This window comes from Paracoccus sp. DMF-8 (assembly GCF_029309835.1).
In the GTDB taxonomy this organism is placed as follows: domain Bacteria; phylum Pseudomonadota; class Alphaproteobacteria; order Rhodobacterales; family Rhodobacteraceae; genus Paracoccus.
Genome location: NZ_JARJHL010000003.1, coordinates 41080 through 59424, shown reverse-complemented (window position 1 = coordinate 59424; position 18345 = coordinate 41080). Strand labels below are relative to the sequence as shown.

The window sequence follows — 18345 nt, the reverse complement described above, 5'->3', positions numbered from 1 at the left end:
ATGGCACGGATCACGCTTGAAAACCTGGCCCACAGCTATCTGCCGCGCCCGAAATCGGATGATGATTTCGCGCTGAAACAGATGACCCATGTCTGGGAAGACGGCGGCGCCTATGCCCTGCTGGGCGCCTCGGGCTGTGGGCAAGACGACGCTGCTGAACATCATCTCGGGCCTGCTGATCCCGTCGCAGGGGCGGGTGCTGTTCGGGGATCGCGACGTGACCCACGCGCCCACCACCGCGCGCAATATCGCGCAGGTGTTCCAGTTCCCCGTCGTCTACGACACCATGAGCGTTTATGACAATCTGGCCTTTCCCTCGCGCAATCGCGGGATGCAGGCGGATCGCATTCAGGCCCGCGTCGCCCAGATCGCCCGCATGATCGGGATGGAGGACGCGCTGCACCGCAAGCGCGCGGCCTGACCGCCGATGCCAAGCAAAAGATCAGCCTTGGCCGCGGCATGGTCCGCGAAGACGTGAACGCGATCCTGTTCGACGAACCCCTGACCGTCATCGACCCGCATATGAAATGGGAATTGCGCACCCAGTTGAAGCAGCTTCACCGCGAGGTCGCGCATACGATGATCTATGTGACCCATGACCAGACCGAGGCGCTGACATTCGCCGACAAGGTCGTGGTCATGCGATGACGGGCGCGTCGTGCAGGTCGGCACGCCCGCCGAACTGTTCGACCGGCCCGAACGCGCCTTTGTCGGCTATTTCATCGGCTCTCCCGGCATGAATTTTCTGGATGCCGATGTGCAGGGCACGACCGCCCGGCTGCCGGGGGGCGAGGTCGTGGCGCTTGGCGCCGATTACGGTGCGCCGCAGGGCCGCGTCCAGATCGGCATCCGCCCCGAACATGTCACCCTGACCAGCGGCCCCGGCCTGCCCGTCACCATCCAGCGGATCGAGGATGTCGGCCGCCACCGCCTGCTGCGCGGCGAGATCATGGGCCGCCCCGTCATCGCCGTGATCCTCGAAGGCACGCCGATAGACGCCGACGCCACCCGGCTGGCCTTTCAGCCCGAACGCATCAACATCTACCGCGACGACTGGCGCGTCGCTGCCGTGAATGGGGGCCAGTGATGGAAAAGACCCGCAACAACCGCGCGTGGTTTCTGGTCCTGCCGGTGCTGGCCATCGTCGCCTTTTCGGCGGTGATCCCGCTGATGACGGTGGTCAACTACGCCTTCAACGACACATTCGGCAACAACCAGTTCTTTTGGGCCGGGCTGGAGTGGTTTGACGAAATGATCCACTCCTCGCGCCTGCATGCAGCGCTTGGGCGGCAGGCGCTGTTTTCCGCGATCATTCTGGCGATAGAGATCCTCTGGGCATCTTCATCGCGCTGAACATGCCGAAAAGGGGTCTCTGGTCAGTCTGGTGCTGGTCACGATGGCGCTGCCGTTGCTGATCCCCTTCAACGTGGTCGGCACGATCTGGCAGATCTTTGGCCGCGTCGATATCGGCCTGCTGGGGCGGACGCTGTCGGGGCTGGGGATCGACTATAATTATACCAATGACCCGGTGGATGCGTGGATCACGGTGGTGGTCATGGATGTCTGGCACTGGACCAGCCTTGTCGCGCTGCTGTGCTATGCCGGGCTGCAATCCATCCTGCAGGCCTATTATCAGGCCGCCCGCATCGACCAGGCCAGCCGTTGGGCGGTGTTTCGCTGCATTGAACTGCCGAAGATGAAGGGCGTTCTGCTGATCGCCATCCTGCTGCGTTTCATGGACAGTTTCATGATCTATACCGACGCCTTTCGTCGTCACCGGCGGCGGTCAGGGCAATTCGACCACCTTCCTGTCCATCGACCTTGTTAAAATGGCCGTGGGGCAGTTCGACCTTGGCCCGGCCGCGGCCTTCAGCCTGATGTATTTTCTGGTGATCCTGCTGGTCAGTTGGGTGTTTTACACCGTGATGACCAACCTTGACCGGGAAGAGGGCAATGATGCGCAACCGTTCCTCTGCCGTGGTCATGGTGCTCGTATCTGCTGTTCCTGCTGATCCCGATCTATTGGCTGATAGACGCCGATGAGCTTCAAAGACGAAGCCGCCGAGATCACCAACGCCTTCACCCTGTTCCCGCGCGATTTCGCGCTGCGCAATTACGCGTCGTCTGACCAGAACCCCAGCTGGTATATGGGTTGCGTCAGTTTCGATCTGCTGTGGTGATGAATACCGGTGAATTTCCATCGCCGTGGCGCTGCCGCCGCCTGCGCCTGTACCTTCAGCCGCTATGGCAACATGCGTGGGACAAGCACCTGTTTTCTGGCTGCTGACCAACCGCATGTCGCCGCCCGCCGTGTTCGCGCTGCCGTTCTTCCAGCTCTTATTTATGGTCAGCGCTGTCTGGCGACTGACGCATATCGCGGTGGCGCTGGCGCATTGCCTGTTCAACGTGCCGCTGGCGGTCTGGATCTCGGGGTTCATGCGCGGCGTCCCGGCGAAATCGACGAAACCGCCTATATCGACGGCTATTCCTTTCCGCAGTTCTTCGTCGGGATCGTCATGCCGCTGATCGCGTCGGGGATCGGGGTGGCGGCGTTTTCCTGTTTTCATGTTTTCCTGGAAGATTCGAACTGCTGCTGTCGCGGACGGCAGACCTCGGTCAACGCCAAGCCCCATCGCGCGAAACCGCTGCAGCCCGCACGGTCAGCGCGTCGGGCATGGATTGGGGCGTCTTGGCCGCAGCCGGGGTCCTGACCATCATCCCCGGTGCGCCTGGTGCGTCTGGATTTGTCAGCGTCAACCGCATCGCTTCGCCAAGGGCTTTGCCGCGGGGAGGGTGTGATGAGCATCACCGATACCGTCACCCGCCGCGCAACATGGCCCGCGATCCATACCACGGCCATCGTTGTTCCATGGGCGCCGCGCTGGCACCTCCTGATCTGGGCCACGCCCATGGGCCGCGACGGCGCCAAGGACTGGTTCGGTACCGCGATGATCACCCGGTGGCTGGATGGCACTGGAGCTTGCCGGTGGCGCTGTTTTTCTGGGTCGCATCTGCCGAGCCTGCTGGTGCTGTTCCAGTCCTGGCGATCCGGTTCCCCGAAACCCCGCGCATCCGGCATTTTGCGGATCGAGACGACGCGGGGGGACCTGGCTGTTCATCACGCTGCTCGGCTCGGCCTTCATCTGTCTGGGCTGGCTGTTTTTCGCGGGCCCGCCGGTCTGGTGGGGTCTTGCGCTGTCTCTTGTCTGGGCCGCGGCGGTGTTCCGCTGGGTCTGACACGCCAAACCGATGGGCGGCCAGAGGAGGTCGGCCACGGAATGAGCGGAACGACCTTGTTCCACAGGGAGGAAGTCCTGAAACTGAGGACCACAGCCGCCACCGCGCTTGCGCTGATGGCGACCGGCTGGCCACGCCTGGGCCGATATGGACGCTGCCAAGGCGTTTCTCGATGCCGAAATCGACGGCGTGTCCGCGCTGTCGCGCGCGGATCAGGAAAAGGAAATGCAATGGTTCATCGACGCCGCGAAACCGCTGGCGGGGATGGATATCAAGGTGGTGTCGGAAACCATCACCACCCATGAATATGAATCCAAGGTGCTGGCCCCGGCCTTTACCGCGATCACCGGCATCAAGGTCACCCATGACCTGATCGGCGAGGGCGATGTCGTCGAAAAGCTGCAAACCCAGATGCAGACCGGCGAAAACGTCTATGACGCCTGTATCAACGACAGCGACCTGATCGGCACCCATTGGCGCTATCAGCAGGCGCGCAGCCTGACCGACTGGATGGAAAACGAGGGCAAGGATTTCACCAACCCCGGTCTGGATCTGGACGATTTCATCGGGCTGAAATTCACGACCGCCCCCGATGGCAAGCTGTATCAACTGCCTGACCAGCAATTCGCGAACCTGTATTGGTTCCGTCAGGACTGGTTCGACGATCAAAAGACCAAGGACGATTTCAAGGCGAAATACGGCTATGATCTGGGCGTTCCGGTGAACTGGTCGGCTTACGAAGATATCGCCGAATTCTTTACCGGCCGCGACATGTCCTATATCGAGGGCGGCCCCTCGAAGGCATGGGGCAATATGGATTACGGCAAGAAGGACCCCAGCCTTGGCTGGCGTTACACCGATGCCTGGATGTCCATGGCCGGGATGGGCGATCATGGCGAACCGAATGGTCTGCCGGTCGATGAATGGGGCATCCGCGTCGATGAAAACTCGCGGCCCGTCGGTTCCTGCGTGGCGCGTGGTGGTGCGACCAATGACGCGGCGGCGGTCTATGCGGTGACCAAGGCCGTGGAATGGCTGCAGAAATTCACCCCGCCCGAGGCACAGGGCATGACCTTTGGCGAGGCAGGCCCGGTGCCCGCGCGCGGTGACATCGCCCAGCAGGCATTCTGGTATACGACCTTTACCGCCGATATGGTCAAGCCGGGCACCCCGGTGATGAACGAGGACGGCACGCCGAAATGGCGCATGGCCCCCAGCCCCCACGGCGCCTATTGGACCGAAGGCACCAAGGTCGGCTATCAGGATGTGGGGTCCTGGACCTTGCTGAAATCGACGCCGGACGATCGCGCGCAGGCGGCACGGCTTTATGCGCAATTCGTCAGTTCCAAAACCGTCGATACGCGCAAAAGCCATGTCGGGCTGACCTTCATCCGCGAAAGCTCGATCCAGCATGAATCCTTTACGGAACGTGCGCCGATGCTGGGCGGTCTGGTGGAATTCTACCGTTCTCCGGCCCGCGTCCAGTGGTCGCCGACCGGCACGAACATCCCGGATTATCCCAAGCTGGCACAGCTTTGGTGGCAGAATATCGGCGATGCCATGTCCGGCGCGAAATCCCCGCAAGAGGCGCTGGATGCGCTTTGTGCCGAACAGGAACGCGTGCTGGAACGTCTGGAACGGGCTGGCGTGCAGGGCGATCTGGGGCCGAAACTGAACGAGGAAAAGGATCCTCAGGAATGGCTGGATGCGCCGGGCGCACCTGTGGCCAAGCTGGACAACGAAAAGCCGCAGGGCGAAACGATTTCGTACGAGGAGCTGATCAAGTCCTGGCGGTGATCGCCATGACATGATCGGGAAAAGGGCGGGGCGACCCGCCCTTTTTGCATGGCGGGCTGTCGCCCCGCACACTTGTATCCGCGTCCCTGGGGCCATAGCTGACGTTCAACGCTTTATGCATGGTGGCAACATGAAAAACCTTGGTTTCCTGTCCTTTGGCCATTGGTCGCCGGGTCGCGGTTCGGGCACGCAGACGGCGCAGGACGCGCTGTTGCAATCCATCGACCTTGCCGTCGCGGCCGAAGAACTGGGTCTGGACGGCGCCTATTACCGCGTCCACCATTTTGCGCGCCAACTGGCATCGCCCTTTCCCCTGCTGGCGGCGGTCGGGGCGCGCACCAGCCGGATCGAGATCGGCACGGCGGTCATCGACATGCGCTATGAAAACCCGCTGTATATGGCCGAGGATGCGGGCGCGGCGGACCTGATTTCGCGCGGGCGGCTGCAACTGGGCATCAGCCGCGGCTCGCCCGAGCAGGTGATCGACGGCTGGCGTCATTTCGGCTATGCCCCGGCGGAAGGCGAGACCGAGGCCGACATGGCCCGCCGCCACGCCGAGGTTTTTCTGGACGTCTTGCGCGGCGATGGTTTCGCGAAACCGAACCCGCGCCCGATGTTTCCGAACCCGCCCGGCCTGCTGCGTCCCGAACCCCATTCCAAAGGGCTGCGCGACCGCATCTGGTGGGGCGCCGGTTCCGATGCGACGGCGGTCTGGGCCGCGAAACTGGGCATGAACCTGCAAAGCTCGACGCTGAAAGACGACGAAACCGGCGAAGCGTTCCACATCCAGCAGGCAGCCCAGATCCGCGCCTATCGCGCGGCATGGCGCGAGGCGGGACATGCCCGCACGCCGCGCGTGTCGGTCAGCCGCTCGGTCTTTGCGCTGGTCAGCGACATGGACCGCGCCTATTTCGGCCGCGACGGCAAATCGGATGACCAGATCGGCTATATCGACGCCAATACCCGCGCGATCTTTGGCCGGTCCTATGCCGCCGAGCCCGACAGGCTGATCGACGAACTGAAGCAGGATCAGGCGCTGGCCGAGGCCGATACGATCCTGTTCACCGTCCCGAACCAGCTGGGCGTCGATTACAACGCCCATGTGATCGAAAGCCTGCTGACCCATGTCGCGCCCGCGATGGGCTGGCGTTAGGGGCTGTCGTCAGGGGCTGGCGGGAACTTTCCCGCGCCCACGATCTTGGTTTGTAACGATCAGGGCCGCCGGGCGACCGGCGCCTTTGGTCGTGACAGCCGGGCAATCGGCAGGTGCTGGAATGAATGTGATACTTCGCGCCTATCTGGATCGACTTGTAAGGCGCGGCAATCTGACCCTGATCGACGCGGCGGGCCGGTCATGGACCCATGGCGACGGGACGGGGCGGCCGGTGACGCTGCGCTTCAACAGCGCGGCGGCGGAACGCGCGGTGGCGATGGACCCGGCGCTGAAACTGGGCGAATGCTATATGGATGGCGATATCGACCTGTTGCAGGGCGATATTTATGACCTGATCATGCTGGCCCATGAAAACGCCGGGACGCGCCCGGCAGCGGCGCCCTGGATGGTGGTGCTGGAAAAGCTGCGCGAGGCCGGGCGGCGTCTGCAACAGATGAACACCCATGCCCGCTCTCGCGGCAATGTCCGGCGCCATTACGATCTGTCGGCCGATCTGTATCGGCTGTTTCTGGACCCGGATGCGCAATATTCATGCGGCTATTTCACCGATCCCGATCTGGATCTGGCCGATGCGCAACTGCTGAAAAGGCGCCATATCGCCGCCAAGCTGCTGTTGTCGCAGGGACACGAGGTTCTGGACATCGGTTGCGGATGGGGCGGCATGGGCCTGTATCTGGCGCAGGTCGCGGGTGCGCGGGTGCGGGGTGTCACGCTGTCGGATGAACAGCTTGCCGTCGCGCAGCGCCGCGCCGCGACCGGCGGGCTGGGCGACCGCGTCAGCTTCGAGCTGCGTGATTACCGCGATATCGGCCGGCAGTTCGACAGGATCGTGTCGGTCGGCATGTTCGAACATGTCGGCGTCAACCATTTCGACACCTATTTCCGCAAGGCCGCGCAGGTCCTGCGGCCCGGTGGGGTGATGTTGCTGCACAGCATCGGGCGGTCGGACCCGCCGGGGGCGACGAACCCCTTCATCCACAAATACATCTTTCCGGGCGGCTATATCCCGGCCCTGTCCGAGGTCATGCGTGCCATTGAAAAATCGGGCCTGATCGTCGCGGATATCGAGATTCTGCGGGTTCACTATGCCGAAACCCTGCGCGCCTGGCGGGCGCGGTTCATGGTGCAGCGCGACCGCGCGCTGGCGATCTATGACGAGGCGTTCTGCCGGATGTGGGAATTCTACCTTGCCGGCAGCGAGGCCAGCTTTCGCCTGGGCGATATGGTGGTGTTCCAGATCCAGATGGCCCATCGCAACGACGCCGTGCCGATCACCCGCGACTATCTGGCGACCGAGGAAACCCGCCTGCAACGGCTGGAGGCGGAAAACGGCATTCCCGCCCCCGCATGGCCCGAGGATTGGCCCGATCTTCGGCCGAGGTTCGAGGGGGACGGGATGGCGCCATGAAAAAAGCCGCCCGCAAAAGCCGCCCACGGGAGCGGCTCTTTGCCCTTCAGCGGAATTGCACCACGACCGGCACGACCAGCGACTGCGGCGTGCCACTGGGATGGGGGGGCAGGTTCGGCATCCGCGCGGCCTGACGGCTCAGCGCGGCATCGACCGCAGGATCGCCCGTCGAACCGTTGATGCGCGCCCCGGTGACGGTGCCATTCGCGCTGATGCTGACCCGGACCTGCGTGGACAGGGACCCGCGCCGGCCCGGCATCCGGGTGCGGTTCATGTGACGCGCGACCCGCGATTGCACGGTCGATTGCCAGCTTTCGGTCTGGCGGCGGGTGACATTGCCTGCGGGCGCGCTGCGGGCTGCCGTGCGATCGGCGCGCGGCGCGTCGACGCGGGTGGATTGCCGTTGCTGGACCGCCTCGGGTTCCCTGCGACGTTCGCGCTTGGGCTCCGGCTCGGGTTCGCGACGCTCGACCACCTTGGGTTCCTCGCGCTTTTCGGGGCGGGGCTGCGGGCGTTCCGACCGCGTCAGCACGACCGCGTCGGGCGGCGGCGGGAACAGCGAGTTCATATCCGGCAGCGGTTCCAGTTCGGGCAGGGGCAGTTCGCTGAAATCCGGCTCGGGTTCCGGTTCGGGTTTCGATTCCTCTTGCTCGACCTGCTCGACCTCCTCCGGTTCGGCGGCGGCCATGGGCATTTCGGCCATGTCGATAAAGACCGGCTCGGGCAGGCCCGAGATCTGCGCCGCTTCGGCGTCACGCATCAGCCAGGCGGCTGTCGCGACATGGGCGGTCAGAACGATCAGCCCTGCCGTGCCCCAGGCCGCCGAATCACGCAGAAAATTGCCGGTCCGCGAACTCATTGCCCTGCCCCCGCTGCTTCTGGTGTGGCTGCGGGCGGGGCGACCTGTTCGCCCGGCGCGGCCTCCAGCCCGATCAGTGCGATTTTCAGATAGCCCGCGCTGCGCATCTCGTTCATGGTGTCCATGACATCGCCATAGGCGACGACCTTGTCCGCGCGCAGGAAGATACGCTGTTCGCGGTTGCCGCCGGTCGCCCGGTCCAGCGCGGCCTGCAAGGCGCCCTCGGCGACCGGATCATTGCCCGAGTTCAGCGTCAGGTCCGGCTGGATCGTCAGATAGACCGGCTGATCCGGGCGTTGGGCGGGCGTGGCATTCGACACCGGCAGGTCGATGTTCACATCGACCGTCGCCGAAGGCGCCGCCACCATGAAGATGATCAGCAGGACCAGCATCACGTCGATAAAGGGCGTGACGTTGATCTCGTGGTTGTCGGGCAGATCGTCGCCGAACCCCCCCGAGCTTTCGCGAATGCCTCCGGCCATTTTCAGACCCCCCTGAAGTCCAGGTCGCGGCTGACCAGACGCTGGATGCCTGCGCCCGCTGCCGACAGTTTCATGCGGTAGCCCGTGATCGCGCGGGCAAAGACGTTGTAGATGACGACGGCCGGGATGGCCGCGACCAGGCCGATGGCGGTGGCCAGCAGCGCCTCGGCGATACCGGGGGCGACGACGGCGAGGTTGGTGGTTTGCGATTCGGAAATGCTGATGAAGCTGTTCATGATGCCCCAGACCGTGCCGAACAGGCCGACAAAGGGCGCGGTCGAACCGATGGTGGCCAGAAGGCCGGTGCCACGGCTGATGCTGCGGCCCGCCTGACCTTCGATCTGGCCAAGGCGGGAATGGACGCGCTCTTTCAGCCCGTCGTCGCCCTGACGACCGACCAGCGACGGGGCCGAGCGTTCATATTCGGCCATCGCGGCACGCACCATGCGCGAGGCGGGATCGCCCCGGCCCTTGGTCGCGGCGGCGGCCTGCGGCAGGTCGGCGGAATCTTCGATGATGCGGCGGGCGCGGGCGACGCGGCCCGAGGCGCCCATCAGTTCCAGCACCTTCATGACCAGCACGGTCCAGGTGACGACCGAGGCAAAGGCCAGGCCGATCATCACGGCTTTCACGACGATATCCGCCGCGATGAACATGCCGACGGGCGACAGGTCATGCGGCAGGTTCGGGTCCCGCGCGGGTGGGTTCAGCACCGGATCCAGCGCGCGCTGCACCGATTCGGGCAGGAACGAGGGGGCCGCGTCTTCCGCTTCGGCGGGTTCGGCGGCGGGCGCCGCCGGAGTCGCGGTCGAGGCAGCGGCGTCAGCCGCGGTTTCGCCGGACGGGGCGGCTGCACCCGTTGCGGCGGCGTCTGCCGCAGGGGTTGCCGGTGCTTCGCCGGCTGCGGGCGTGGTTGCCGCAGGGGCCGCAGGCGTGGTCGCGGCCGGAGCCGGGGTTTCAGTCGCGGCAGGCGCGACGGCCGCCGGGGCGGTCCCGGTGCTTGCCGCAGGGGTGGTTTCTGCTGCGGGTGTCTGTGCCGCAGGGGTTTGCGCGGCAGGTGTCTCTGCGCCTGTCTCGGCGGGCGTTCCTGCGGCGGGTGCCGTCGTCACCGGAGGTGTCGCGGGCGTCGTTGCTGCGGGGGCTGCCGGTGCGGAGGCTGCCGGTGCGGCTGCTTCGGGGGCCGCCTGCGGCGCTGCCGTGTCCGGCGTGGTCTGGGTGGATTCGGTTGCGGTGCCCTGCGGCTCGGGCAGGGTGGTTTCCTGCGCGGCCAGCGGGGTCGCTGCCATCAGCAAGCAAGCCAGCGTCATGGCCTGAATATTCGCGGCTTTGCGCGACTTTCGCTGATTGGTCATGGTTATCCTTCTTTTTGCAGTCTCGGGGCGCGCGCGGTTGCTGCGCCGTAGGATTTGAAAGCAATCGCCACGCAATGGGCAGCCGGGCTTGCCTGCCCATTGCGGACAGTTACGTCCCTATCCGCTGCCCATGTAAAATTGTCAACTATTAGCAAGCAATGCCATGCGCCCGATTCATGCCGTCCAGAAAGCGGAAACATGGCTGAAAAGCCCGTCCGGGGCCATTTTATCGGCGGCAAGCCGGCGTAACGGTTCGATCGCGCGGCGTTCTCCGCCGACCCACAGCAGATCAGCGATGCGGCAGGGGGCGGGTTCCAGCATTGCGGCCAGTTGCGATTCGCCACCGGGACGGTGCAGAACCTCGAATTCCGGGGTTTCGGGCAGGGGGTAATCGGCGCTCTGGCCCAGCAGCCAGACCTGACCCCGCGCATTGCCCGCCCGCGTTTCCAGAAAGCGGGCGATCGCGGGATAGGCGGTTTCATCGCCTGCAAGGATCAGCCGGTCGCCTTGCGGCACGCCGCCGCCCGAAGGGCCCATCAGCCCCACCGGATCGCCGGGACGCGCGGCCAGCGCCCAATCCACCGTGCGCCCGCCGGGATGCAGAAAGATATCGGTGTCCAGCCAGCCCGCAGCGGGGTCGATGCGGCGCGTCGTATAGACCGGGCGGCGCAGGGCGTGGTCGCCGGTGGGCCAGACCGTCTGCCCCCGGTCTCCGACATGCGGCCAGACCGGCGCTGTCAGGCCGGGCCTTGGCTGGACCAGTCGGAAATGGATCGAATCGTCCTGCGCAGGGCGGGCGAACCCGCTCCGGCCAGCCTGAGGCGCAGGAAATCGAGGGAAAGCCGGGTGACCGACACGACCTGAGCCGTGCTGAAGCCGACCGGCGCGCGGTTCGGGGCGTCGGTGTTCCAGTCGGGCCGCGCCCCGCCGCTGGCAAGGGCCAGCGCGGCGATTTCGGCCTGCACCCCGGCCAGCCCGTCGCGCTGATGGGCGCGGGCATAAAGCAGGCTGCCCGTGCCCAGTTTCCGCGCGCCATATTCGCCGCGCCTGTCCTGCACCCAGACCGACCGGCCATGACCATTGTGCAGATCGGCGCCCCGCGCGCGGGCATGGGCCTGCAGATGTGGCAGCAACCGGTCAAAGCACAGTTCGGGCAAGACGGCCTCGGACTGGAATTCGGGAAGGGGCGTGGTGCGCATGGTCTGCCCTGTCGCGGCGTTTGGCCCAAAGCGGGTGTTGTCAATGTGGGGCCATGTCCGGGCCGGGACAATCCCGGCCAGCGTCATCCGCCGACACCCCCGCTCGCCGTAACCCGGACCCGGCATGAAAAAGCCCGCCCGAGAGGGAGCCGGGCGGGCAGGCTGTCGCGAGCCTTTTGAAAGATCCGTGGTGAAAAGTCGTGGTTTGGAAAGTGATGGGTGCCAGAAAATCGCGGTGCCAAAGGTGCCGGTGCCAGAAAAAGGGGTGCCAGAAAGTGCCGGTGCCAGGAAAACGCGGCGCCTAGAAATTCCGGGCGACGGAAAGCTTGAAGTTGCGCCCCGGTGCCCGGACATCGGTCCAGGTTGCGGGCAGGTAATCGTGGTCGGTGACATTGTCGATGCCGGCGTGAACCTCGATCCCGGCGACGGGGCCGGATTGCGGGGTCCAGGTCGCATAGATGTCATGGACGCCGTAGCCGCTGCGATGCGTGCCATCGGGCTTGTCGCGGCCATCGGCCAGCGTGCTGCGCAGGCCCAGCTTCCAGTCGTCGTTCGGACGCCAGCTTGCCGACAGGACGACGCGGTTGTTGGGCAGGCTGGTCAGCTTGTCGCCGTCCTGATCGTAGCCGTTGACCACCGAGAACGCCGCGCCGAAATCAAAGGCGCCGGTGCGGTAGCTGGCCTCCAGCTCGCCACCGCGCAGATAGGCGCGGTCGATGTTGACAAAGCCGGGCACGGTCAGCGGGGCATCTGTCGCCGGGCGAGAGATCATGTTGGTGATATTGTTGCGAAACAGGGTCAGCTTGGCGACCAGTTCATCGTCATCGCGGATGACGCCCGCATTGCGGTAGCCCAGACCGATTTCGATGTTCTTGCCCTTTTCATCCTTCAGATCGGGATTCGCCGGGCGGCCGTTGAAGCTGTCATACAGTTCATCGACGGTCGGCAGGCGATTGACATAGGCGTAAGAGCCAAAGACCGAAAACTGGTCGTTCAGGCGGTAAATCACACCGATCTGCGGCTCGATCGCTTCGGCGCTGATTTTTTCGTCCAGCACGGTGACGGTCGATTTCGGTTCCGTGCGCTGCTTTTCATAGCGCAGGCCGGTGTTGACGGTCAGGCGATCCCACGAGAATTCCGACCAGGCATAGGCCGAAAAGGCGCGGGTATAAGCCTCGGGGTGGGACGAGGACGGCACGGATGACGACCGGTCCTGTTTCAGCCCCTCGATCCCCGTCGTCAGGAAATGGTCATAGCTGTCGGTGGACAGGTCCGAGACGTTGCGCAGCTTCAGTTTCCACAGTTTGTAGTCGCGTTCGCCCAGCAGGCTGGACATGATCGGCTCGTCGGGGTCGTCGCCCTGACGCACGTCCTTCATCGTGTTGGTATAGGACAGGGTGGCGGTCAGATCTACCAGCCGGTTGTCCTGCGGGTTGTAGCCCCAGACCGCTTTCGCCACCTGGTCGCGGGTGGTGATATCGCCGACGCCCCAACCGGCAAAACCGGGAAACAGCCCCGCCTGCGCGCCGTCCAGCTGGTTGAAGTCCTGATTGTCGCCCTTGGCCTCAAGATGCTGATAGGAAAAGGCGACATAATGGTCGCCAAAGGTTTGCACGGCCTTCAGCAGCACATTCGGGGTGCGCGAATTGGTGCGGATCGTGACATCGCCATTGGCGTCCTTGGTGTCGCCCAGATCGCGATAGGCAAAGGCGGCCAGCGCCTCGAAATCCGCCGTCGGGCGCCAGCCCCACATGATGCTGCCCGTCCATGTGTCGGGGTTCGAGGCATAGCCCAGCTTGACCCGGCCGCCCTGCGTCGCGCCTTCGGCGATTAGGTCGGATGCCTCGATGGTTTCCATGGCGATGACGCCGCCAAGCGCGCCTGATCCGTAAAGCGTGGACGAACCGGGGCCGCGCAGCACCTGCACCTGACGCAGGAAATCCGGTTCGACGAACAGCGATCCCTGCCGATAGGATTCGTAATATTTTTCTTCGCCGTCAATCAGTTGAACGATGCCGGATTCGGACGCGGCCGAACTGGTCGTGCCAAAGCCGCGGATGTTGAAGCCCTGTCCGAAAAAGCTGCCAGAGCCGGTGCCCGCAACGCCCGGCACCGTGGCCAGAATTTCGCCGACCGATCCGGGGGCGATTTCGGCGATCTGTTCGGGGCCGACGACGGTGACCGATTGCGGGACCTCGGAGGCGACCTTGGGCTGACCCGCATAGATCACGACGGGGTCCAGAACATAGGTCCGGTTGCCGTCTTGTGCCCATACCGCCATGGGGCCTGAAATGATACATGCCGCGCTTGCCAACAATGCCGTTCTGGTCGCCATCCCGCTTTTTCCCCTATTTCTGCTGCGTGGGGGCTGGCGGGGTGCTGGCGTGTCTTGCGCTCGCTATTTAACCAAGTAAAATTGTCAAGCACACAGCCGCGATCCTTTGTCAGATCCCGTCCGTGACCATCGACGCCAGATTCAAGGATTCCCAATGCCGACTTACACCGCCGCCGAATTGCGCAAGCTGAAGCAGGAAGATACCGGCCGCCCCTTCGATCTTGCCGACCGTCTTGGCGTGCCCGAATGCGCGCTGGTCGCGGCCGATGTCGGGCATGGCAATCTGCAGATCGAGGCGGCGCCGGGCAAGCTGTTCCCCGCGATCCAGAGCCTGGGAGAGGTCATGGCGCTGACCCGCAACCGTTCCTGCGTCATCGAAAAGATCGGCACCTACAACAATTTCCACGATGGCGAACATGCCTCGATGACGCTGGACCCGGAAATCGACATGCGGATGTTCCCGCGTTACTGGGTCCATGCCTTTGCGGTCGAGGTTCAGGGTGAACAGGGCACGCGCCGCTCGATCCAGGTCTTTGACGCGGCGGGCGATGCGATCCACAAGGTCCATCTGCGCGACAATTCCGATCTGGGTGCGTGGGAGACGCTGAAGCGCGATCTGGCCATCGCCGACCAGTCCGACACCATCGCCTTTGACGCGCGCGCCCCGGTCGAACCCGCCAAGGCCCCCATGGACAAGGTCGAAATCCTGCGCAAGGAATGGCGCGAGATGACCGACACGCATCAGTTCAACATTCTGGTGCGGCGGCTGAAAATGAACCGGCTTGGCGCCTATCGCATCGTCGGCGCGCCTCTGGCCCGGCCGCTGGCGGTCGAGGCCGTCACCGAACTGTTTGACCGCGTCAGCGCGGGCGGCGTGCCGGTGATGATGTTCGTCGGCAATCAAGGCTGTATCGAAATCCATTCCGGCCGCATGGACAGCCTGAAGCCGATGGGGCCGTGGATCAATGTCATGGACCCGCGTTTCAACCTGCATCTGCGTGGCGATCACATCGCCGAGGTCTGGCTGGTCGACAAGCCAACGAAACGCGGCCCGGCGATCTCGGTCGAGGCGTTCGATGCCGAAGGCGGGCTGATCTTTCAATGTTTCGGGATGCGCCCGGAAAAAGGCGGCGATGCGGCGGTCTGGGCCGCGCTGGTCAATGACCTGCCGGTGCTGGCCGAGGCGGCGGAATGAAACGCCGCGCCCTGATCGCGGCGCTGGCGATTGCATCCGCACCCTTTGCCGCATGGGCCGAGGGCTATCCCGACGCCCGGCGCGTGCTGTCGCTAGGTGGGTCGATCACGGAAATCGTCTATGCCTTGGGGCAGGGCGACCGCCTGATCGCGCGCGACACCACCGCCAGCTATCCGCCCGAGGTTCTGGCCCTGCCCGATGTCGGCTATGTCCGCGCGCTGTCGCCCGAAGGGGTGCTGTCGGTCGCACCCGAACTGATTATCGCCGACGAAGGCGCCGGCCCCCCCGAGGCGATTTCGGTTCTGAAAGGCGCGGGCATCCCCTATGTCGAGGTGCCCGAATCCTATGAACCCGAAGGCATCGCGAACAAGATCACCATCGTCGCCGACGCCTTGGGCATGTCCGATCACGGCGCCGCGCTGGCGGCCGAGGTCAAGGACGGCATCGCCGCCGTTCAGGCCGATGCCGCCGCGCTGGAAACGAAGAAAAAGGTCATGTTCATCCTGTCCCTGCAAGGTGGCCGGATCATGGCGGGCGGGCAGGGCAGTTCCGCCGATGCGATCATCGGGCTGGCCGGGGGCGAGAATGCGATCACCGGCTTTGACGGCTATAAGCAGGTCACGGACGAGGCCGTGACCGCCGCCGCCCCCGATGTCATCCTGATGATGAGCCGGGGCGATGATGCGGCGGATGCGGCGGCCAATGGCGGCAGCGGCCACGGCGGCGCGCGCGATGCGCTGCTGGCCATGCCCGCGATCCAGACCACGCCTGCCGGCCAGAACGGTCAGGTCGTGATGATGGACGGGCTGCTGCTCTTGGGCTTTGGTCCGCGCACCGCCCGGGCCGCGCGCGAGCTGCATCAGGCGCTTTACGGGGCGGAATAATGGTGTCGGTCACCCCCGACGCGCTGCGCATCGACGGCGACCGCAGCCACCGCGCGCGCCGGATCAGCGTGATCCTGATCGTCGTGCTGCTGGCGACATCGCTGTTTTCGCTTGGCTGGGGGGCGGCTGGCACGTCCTTCTGGCGGGTGCTGGGCGATCTGGCGGCGGGGCGCGAGCTGTCCTTGCAGGACCGGGTCGTGATCTTTGACATTCGCATGCCGCGCCTGTTGATGGGCATTCTGGTCGGCGCGGCTTTGGCCTGTTCCGGCGCGGTCATGCAGGGGCTGTTTCGCAACCCGCTGGCCGATCCGGGGCTGGTGGGGGTCAGCGCCGGTGCCTCGCTTGGGGCGATTTCGATGATCGTTCTGGCGGGCAGCCTGCCGGTGGCTTTGGCGAATTTCTTTGGCTGGTATCTGGTGCCGGTTGCGGCTTTCGTCGGCGGCTGGTGTTCGATGATGGTGCTGTATCGGATCGCGACGCTGAGCGGGCGCACATCCATCGCGACGATGCTGCTGGCGGGGATCGTGCTGGGTGCGCTGACCGGGGCGGTGTCCGGCGTGCTGGTCTTCAAGGCCAATGACAACCAGTTGCGTGAACTGACCTTCTGGGGGCTGGGGTCGCTGGCCGGCGCCAACTGGACCAAGGTCATGGTCGCGGGACCGATCATCCTGATCGCACTGGGTTTTTCGCCGCTGCTGGCGCGGGGGCTGAATGCGCTGGCATTGGGGGAAGCGGCGGCCAGCCACACCGGCATCCGCCTGCAACGCATCAAGAATGCCGCGATCCTGACCGTCGCCGCCGCGACCGGCGCGGCCGTCGCGGTGTCCGGCGGCATTGGTTTCGTCGGCATCGTCGTGCCGCATCTGCTGCGTCTGGCGACCGGGCCGGATCACCGCTGGCTGCTGATCAACTCGGCCCTGTTGGGCGCCACCATGCTGCTGCTGGCCGATGTCGCCAGCCGCACCATCGTCGCCCCGGCAGAGCTGCCCATCGGCATCATCACCGCCCTGATCGGCGGGCCGGTGTTCCTGTGGATTCTGCTGAAAAAGCGCGGAGTCGTCGATCTATGACCCTGACCGCCACCGATATCCGCGTCGAACTGGGCCGCAAGCCGATCCTGAAGGGCGTCGATTTCCACGCCAATCCGGGCGAATTCACCGCCATCGTCGGTCCCAACGGCTCGGGCAAGACGACGCTGATGCGCTCGATGACCGGCGAAATCACCTGCACGGGCCGGATCGCGCTGAACGGCCATGACATGCGCAAACTGTCGCCCGAGGCGCTGGCGCGGATGCGCGGCGTGCTGCCTCAGGCGACCGTGCTGGCGTTCCCCTTTACCGTGGCCGAGGTCGTCCGCATCGGGCTGGAGGTCCGCCGCGAACGCGCCGATGCGCTGATCCTGTCGGCGCTGTCGGCGGTCGACCTGCCGGGCTTTGCCGGGCGGCTGTATCAGGAACTGTCGGGCGGCGAACAGCAGCGCGTGCAACTGGCCCGCGTGCTGGCGCAGGTCTGGCATCCGGTGGGCGAGGACGGCCCGCGCTGGCTGTTTCTGGACGAACCCGTCAGCTCTCTGGACATTGCCCATCAGCTGACCGTGATGCGGCTGGCCGCCGATTATGCCCGGCGCGGCGGGGGTGTCGTCGCGGTCATGCACGACCTGAACCTGACGGCGATGTTCGCCCATCGCATCACCCTGCTGACGGCGGGGCAGGTGCTGGCACAGGGCCGACCCGAGCAGGTCCTGACCGATCAGATCCTGTCGCGGGCCTATGGCTGTTCGCTACAGGTCAATGCCGTGCCGCAGGCGGGGATCTGGGTCCTGCCCCACGCGGCGGCCTGACTATTTGCCCCGGCCCGTTTCTGCGGGCATAGATGTGGGGGCATGAAGGGCCTGCGCTTCATCGGCCCGCCCCGCCGGTTTCCCCGCCCCCCGCTGGTCGTGCCGACAGGCTGTCGGCGTTCCATTGCCGGGCTTCTTGGCGCAGGCCGTGCGGGGCAATGCGGGCAATCGGATCGCAGGGATCCTGCGCCCGCCCTGTCGCACGCTCTTTCCCATTGTCGCCCCTGAATTCGGGCGCGATCAGCGTTTGCGGACGAATTCCGTGCGCAGCACCAGACCCTTGATCGTGTCGTGGCGGCAGTCGATTTCTTCGGGATTGTCGGTCAGCCGGATCGAGCGGATGACGGTTCCCTGTTTCAGCGTCTGACCCGCGCCCTTGACCTTCAGGTCCTTGATCAGCGTGACGGAATCGCCGTCGGCCAGTTCGTTGCCCGAGGCGTCGCGGACCACGGTGCGGTTCGCCTCGGCCATTTCGGATTTCGGACGCCATTCGCCGCTGGCCTCGTCATAGACATAATCGTCGTCGCTCATACCCCTGATCCTTGTGAATTTCCCGTTTCCGGTTTCGTGCTTAGGTGTTGCG

The 18345-nt window shown here is 65.0% G+C and carries 13 protein-coding genes and 5 pseudogenes; 11 read left to right on the top strand and 7 right to left on the bottom strand.

What is annotated here, in order from left to right:
• From PE067_RS00905 to PE067_RS00870, 7 genes and pseudogenes are all read left to right on the top strand, one after another.
• Positions 1-1087, top strand: a pseudogene (locus PE067_RS00905) (ABC transporter ATP-binding protein).
• Positions 1087-2012 (top strand): annotated as a pseudogene (locus PE067_RS00900) (sugar ABC transporter permease). Before PE067_RS00905 ends, PE067_RS00900 begins: the two co-directional pseudogenes overlap by 1 nt.
• Positions 1973-2799, top strand: a pseudogene (locus PE067_RS21700) (carbohydrate ABC transporter permease). The pseudogenes PE067_RS00900 and PE067_RS21700 overlap by 40 nt, the downstream one beginning before the upstream one ends.
• 181 nt (positions 2800-2980) lie before the next feature.
• Positions 2981-3237, top strand: a pseudogene (locus tag PE067_RS00885) (DUF2160 family membrane protein).
• Positions 3238-3314: 77 nt separating this feature from the next.
• Positions 3315-5034: pseudogene (locus PE067_RS00880) on the top strand (ABC transporter substrate-binding protein).
• Positions 5035-5164: 130 nt separating this feature from the next.
• Positions 5165-6187, top strand: coding sequence for an LLM class flavin-dependent oxidoreductase (locus PE067_RS00875; RefSeq protein ID WP_276187405.1), 1023 nt, complete (start codon positions 5165-5167; stop codon positions 6185-6187).
• A 121-nt stretch (positions 6188-6308) separates the two neighbouring features.
• Positions 6309-7616, top strand: coding sequence for a cyclopropane-fatty-acyl-phospholipid synthase (locus PE067_RS00870; protein ID WP_276187404.1), 1308 nt, complete (start codon positions 6309-6311; stop codon positions 7614-7616).
• A 46-nt stretch (positions 7617-7662) separates the two neighbouring features.
• Here PE067_RS00870 and PE067_RS00865 read toward each other — a convergent pair whose 3' ends face one another.
• The 6 genes from PE067_RS00865 to PE067_RS00840 all read right to left on the bottom strand — a co-directional run bounded on the left by PE067_RS00865 (position 7663) and on the right by PE067_RS00840 (position 13789).
• Entirely contained in the window at positions 7663-8475 is an 813-nt protein-coding gene (locus tag PE067_RS00865) for a TonB family protein (protein ID WP_276187403.1), read from the bottom strand.
• A complete protein-coding gene (gene exbD, locus PE067_RS00860) occupies positions 8472-8957 on the bottom strand; it encodes a TonB system transport protein ExbD (protein WP_276187402.1) in 486 nt (161 codons plus the stop codon). Before exbD ends, PE067_RS00865 begins: the two co-directional genes overlap by 4 nt.
• Before the next feature lie 2 nt (positions 8958-8959).
• Positions 8960-10309, bottom strand: a complete 1350-nt coding sequence (exbB, locus tag PE067_RS00855) for a tonB-system energizer ExbB (protein WP_276187401.1) — start codon at positions 10307-10309, stop codon at positions 8960-8962.
• 174 nt (positions 10310-10483) lie between these two features.
• Positions 10484-10891, bottom strand: a complete 408-nt coding sequence (locus PE067_RS00850; RefSeq protein WP_276187400.1) for a siderophore-interacting protein — start codon at positions 10889-10891, stop codon at positions 10484-10486.
• Positions 10892-11046: 155 nt separating this feature from the next.
• On the bottom strand, positions 11047-11508 hold the full coding sequence (locus tag PE067_RS00845; RefSeq protein ID WP_276187399.1) for a hypothetical protein: 462 nt from the start codon (positions 11506-11508) through the stop codon (positions 11047-11049).
• Between the two features lie 301 nt (positions 11509-11809).
• Entirely contained in the window at positions 11810-13789 is a 1980-nt protein-coding gene (locus PE067_RS00840; protein ID WP_276187398.1) for a TonB-dependent receptor, read from the bottom strand.
• Positions 13790-13997: 208 nt separating this feature from the next.
• Between PE067_RS00840 and PE067_RS00835 the strand changes: the two genes are divergently transcribed.
• The 4 genes from PE067_RS00835 to PE067_RS00820 are packed head-to-tail and all read left to right on the top strand — an operon-like array spanning position 13998 to position 17762.
• Positions 13998-15038 carry a ChuX/HutX family heme-like substrate-binding protein gene (locus tag PE067_RS00835; protein WP_276187397.1) on the top strand — a complete coding sequence of 347 codons (1041 nt, stop codon included), beginning with the start codon at positions 13998-14000 and terminating at the stop codon, positions 15036-15038.
• Positions 15035-15922 carry an ABC transporter substrate-binding protein gene (locus PE067_RS00830; protein WP_276187396.1) on the top strand — a complete coding sequence of 296 codons (888 nt, stop codon included), beginning with the start codon at positions 15035-15037 and terminating at the stop codon, positions 15920-15922. The genes PE067_RS00835 and PE067_RS00830 overlap by 4 nt, the downstream gene beginning before the upstream one ends.
• Positions 15922-16992, top strand: a complete 1071-nt coding sequence (locus PE067_RS00825) for an iron ABC transporter permease (RefSeq protein WP_276187395.1) — start codon at positions 15922-15924, stop codon at positions 16990-16992. The genes PE067_RS00830 and PE067_RS00825 overlap by 1 nt, the downstream gene beginning before the upstream one ends.
• Positions 16989-17762, top strand: coding sequence for a heme ABC transporter ATP-binding protein (locus tag PE067_RS00820; RefSeq protein WP_276187394.1), 774 nt, complete (start codon positions 16989-16991; stop codon positions 17760-17762). Before PE067_RS00825 ends, PE067_RS00820 begins: the two co-directional genes overlap by 4 nt.
• 240 nt (positions 17763-18002) lie before the next feature.
• Here PE067_RS00820 and PE067_RS00815 read toward each other — a convergent pair whose 3' ends face one another.
• Complete coding sequence (locus PE067_RS00815) at positions 18003-18302, bottom strand: alkylphosphonate utilization protein (protein ID WP_276187811.1); 300 nt, start codon at positions 18300-18302, stop codon at positions 18003-18005.
• Positions 18303-18345 lie beyond the last annotated feature (43 nt).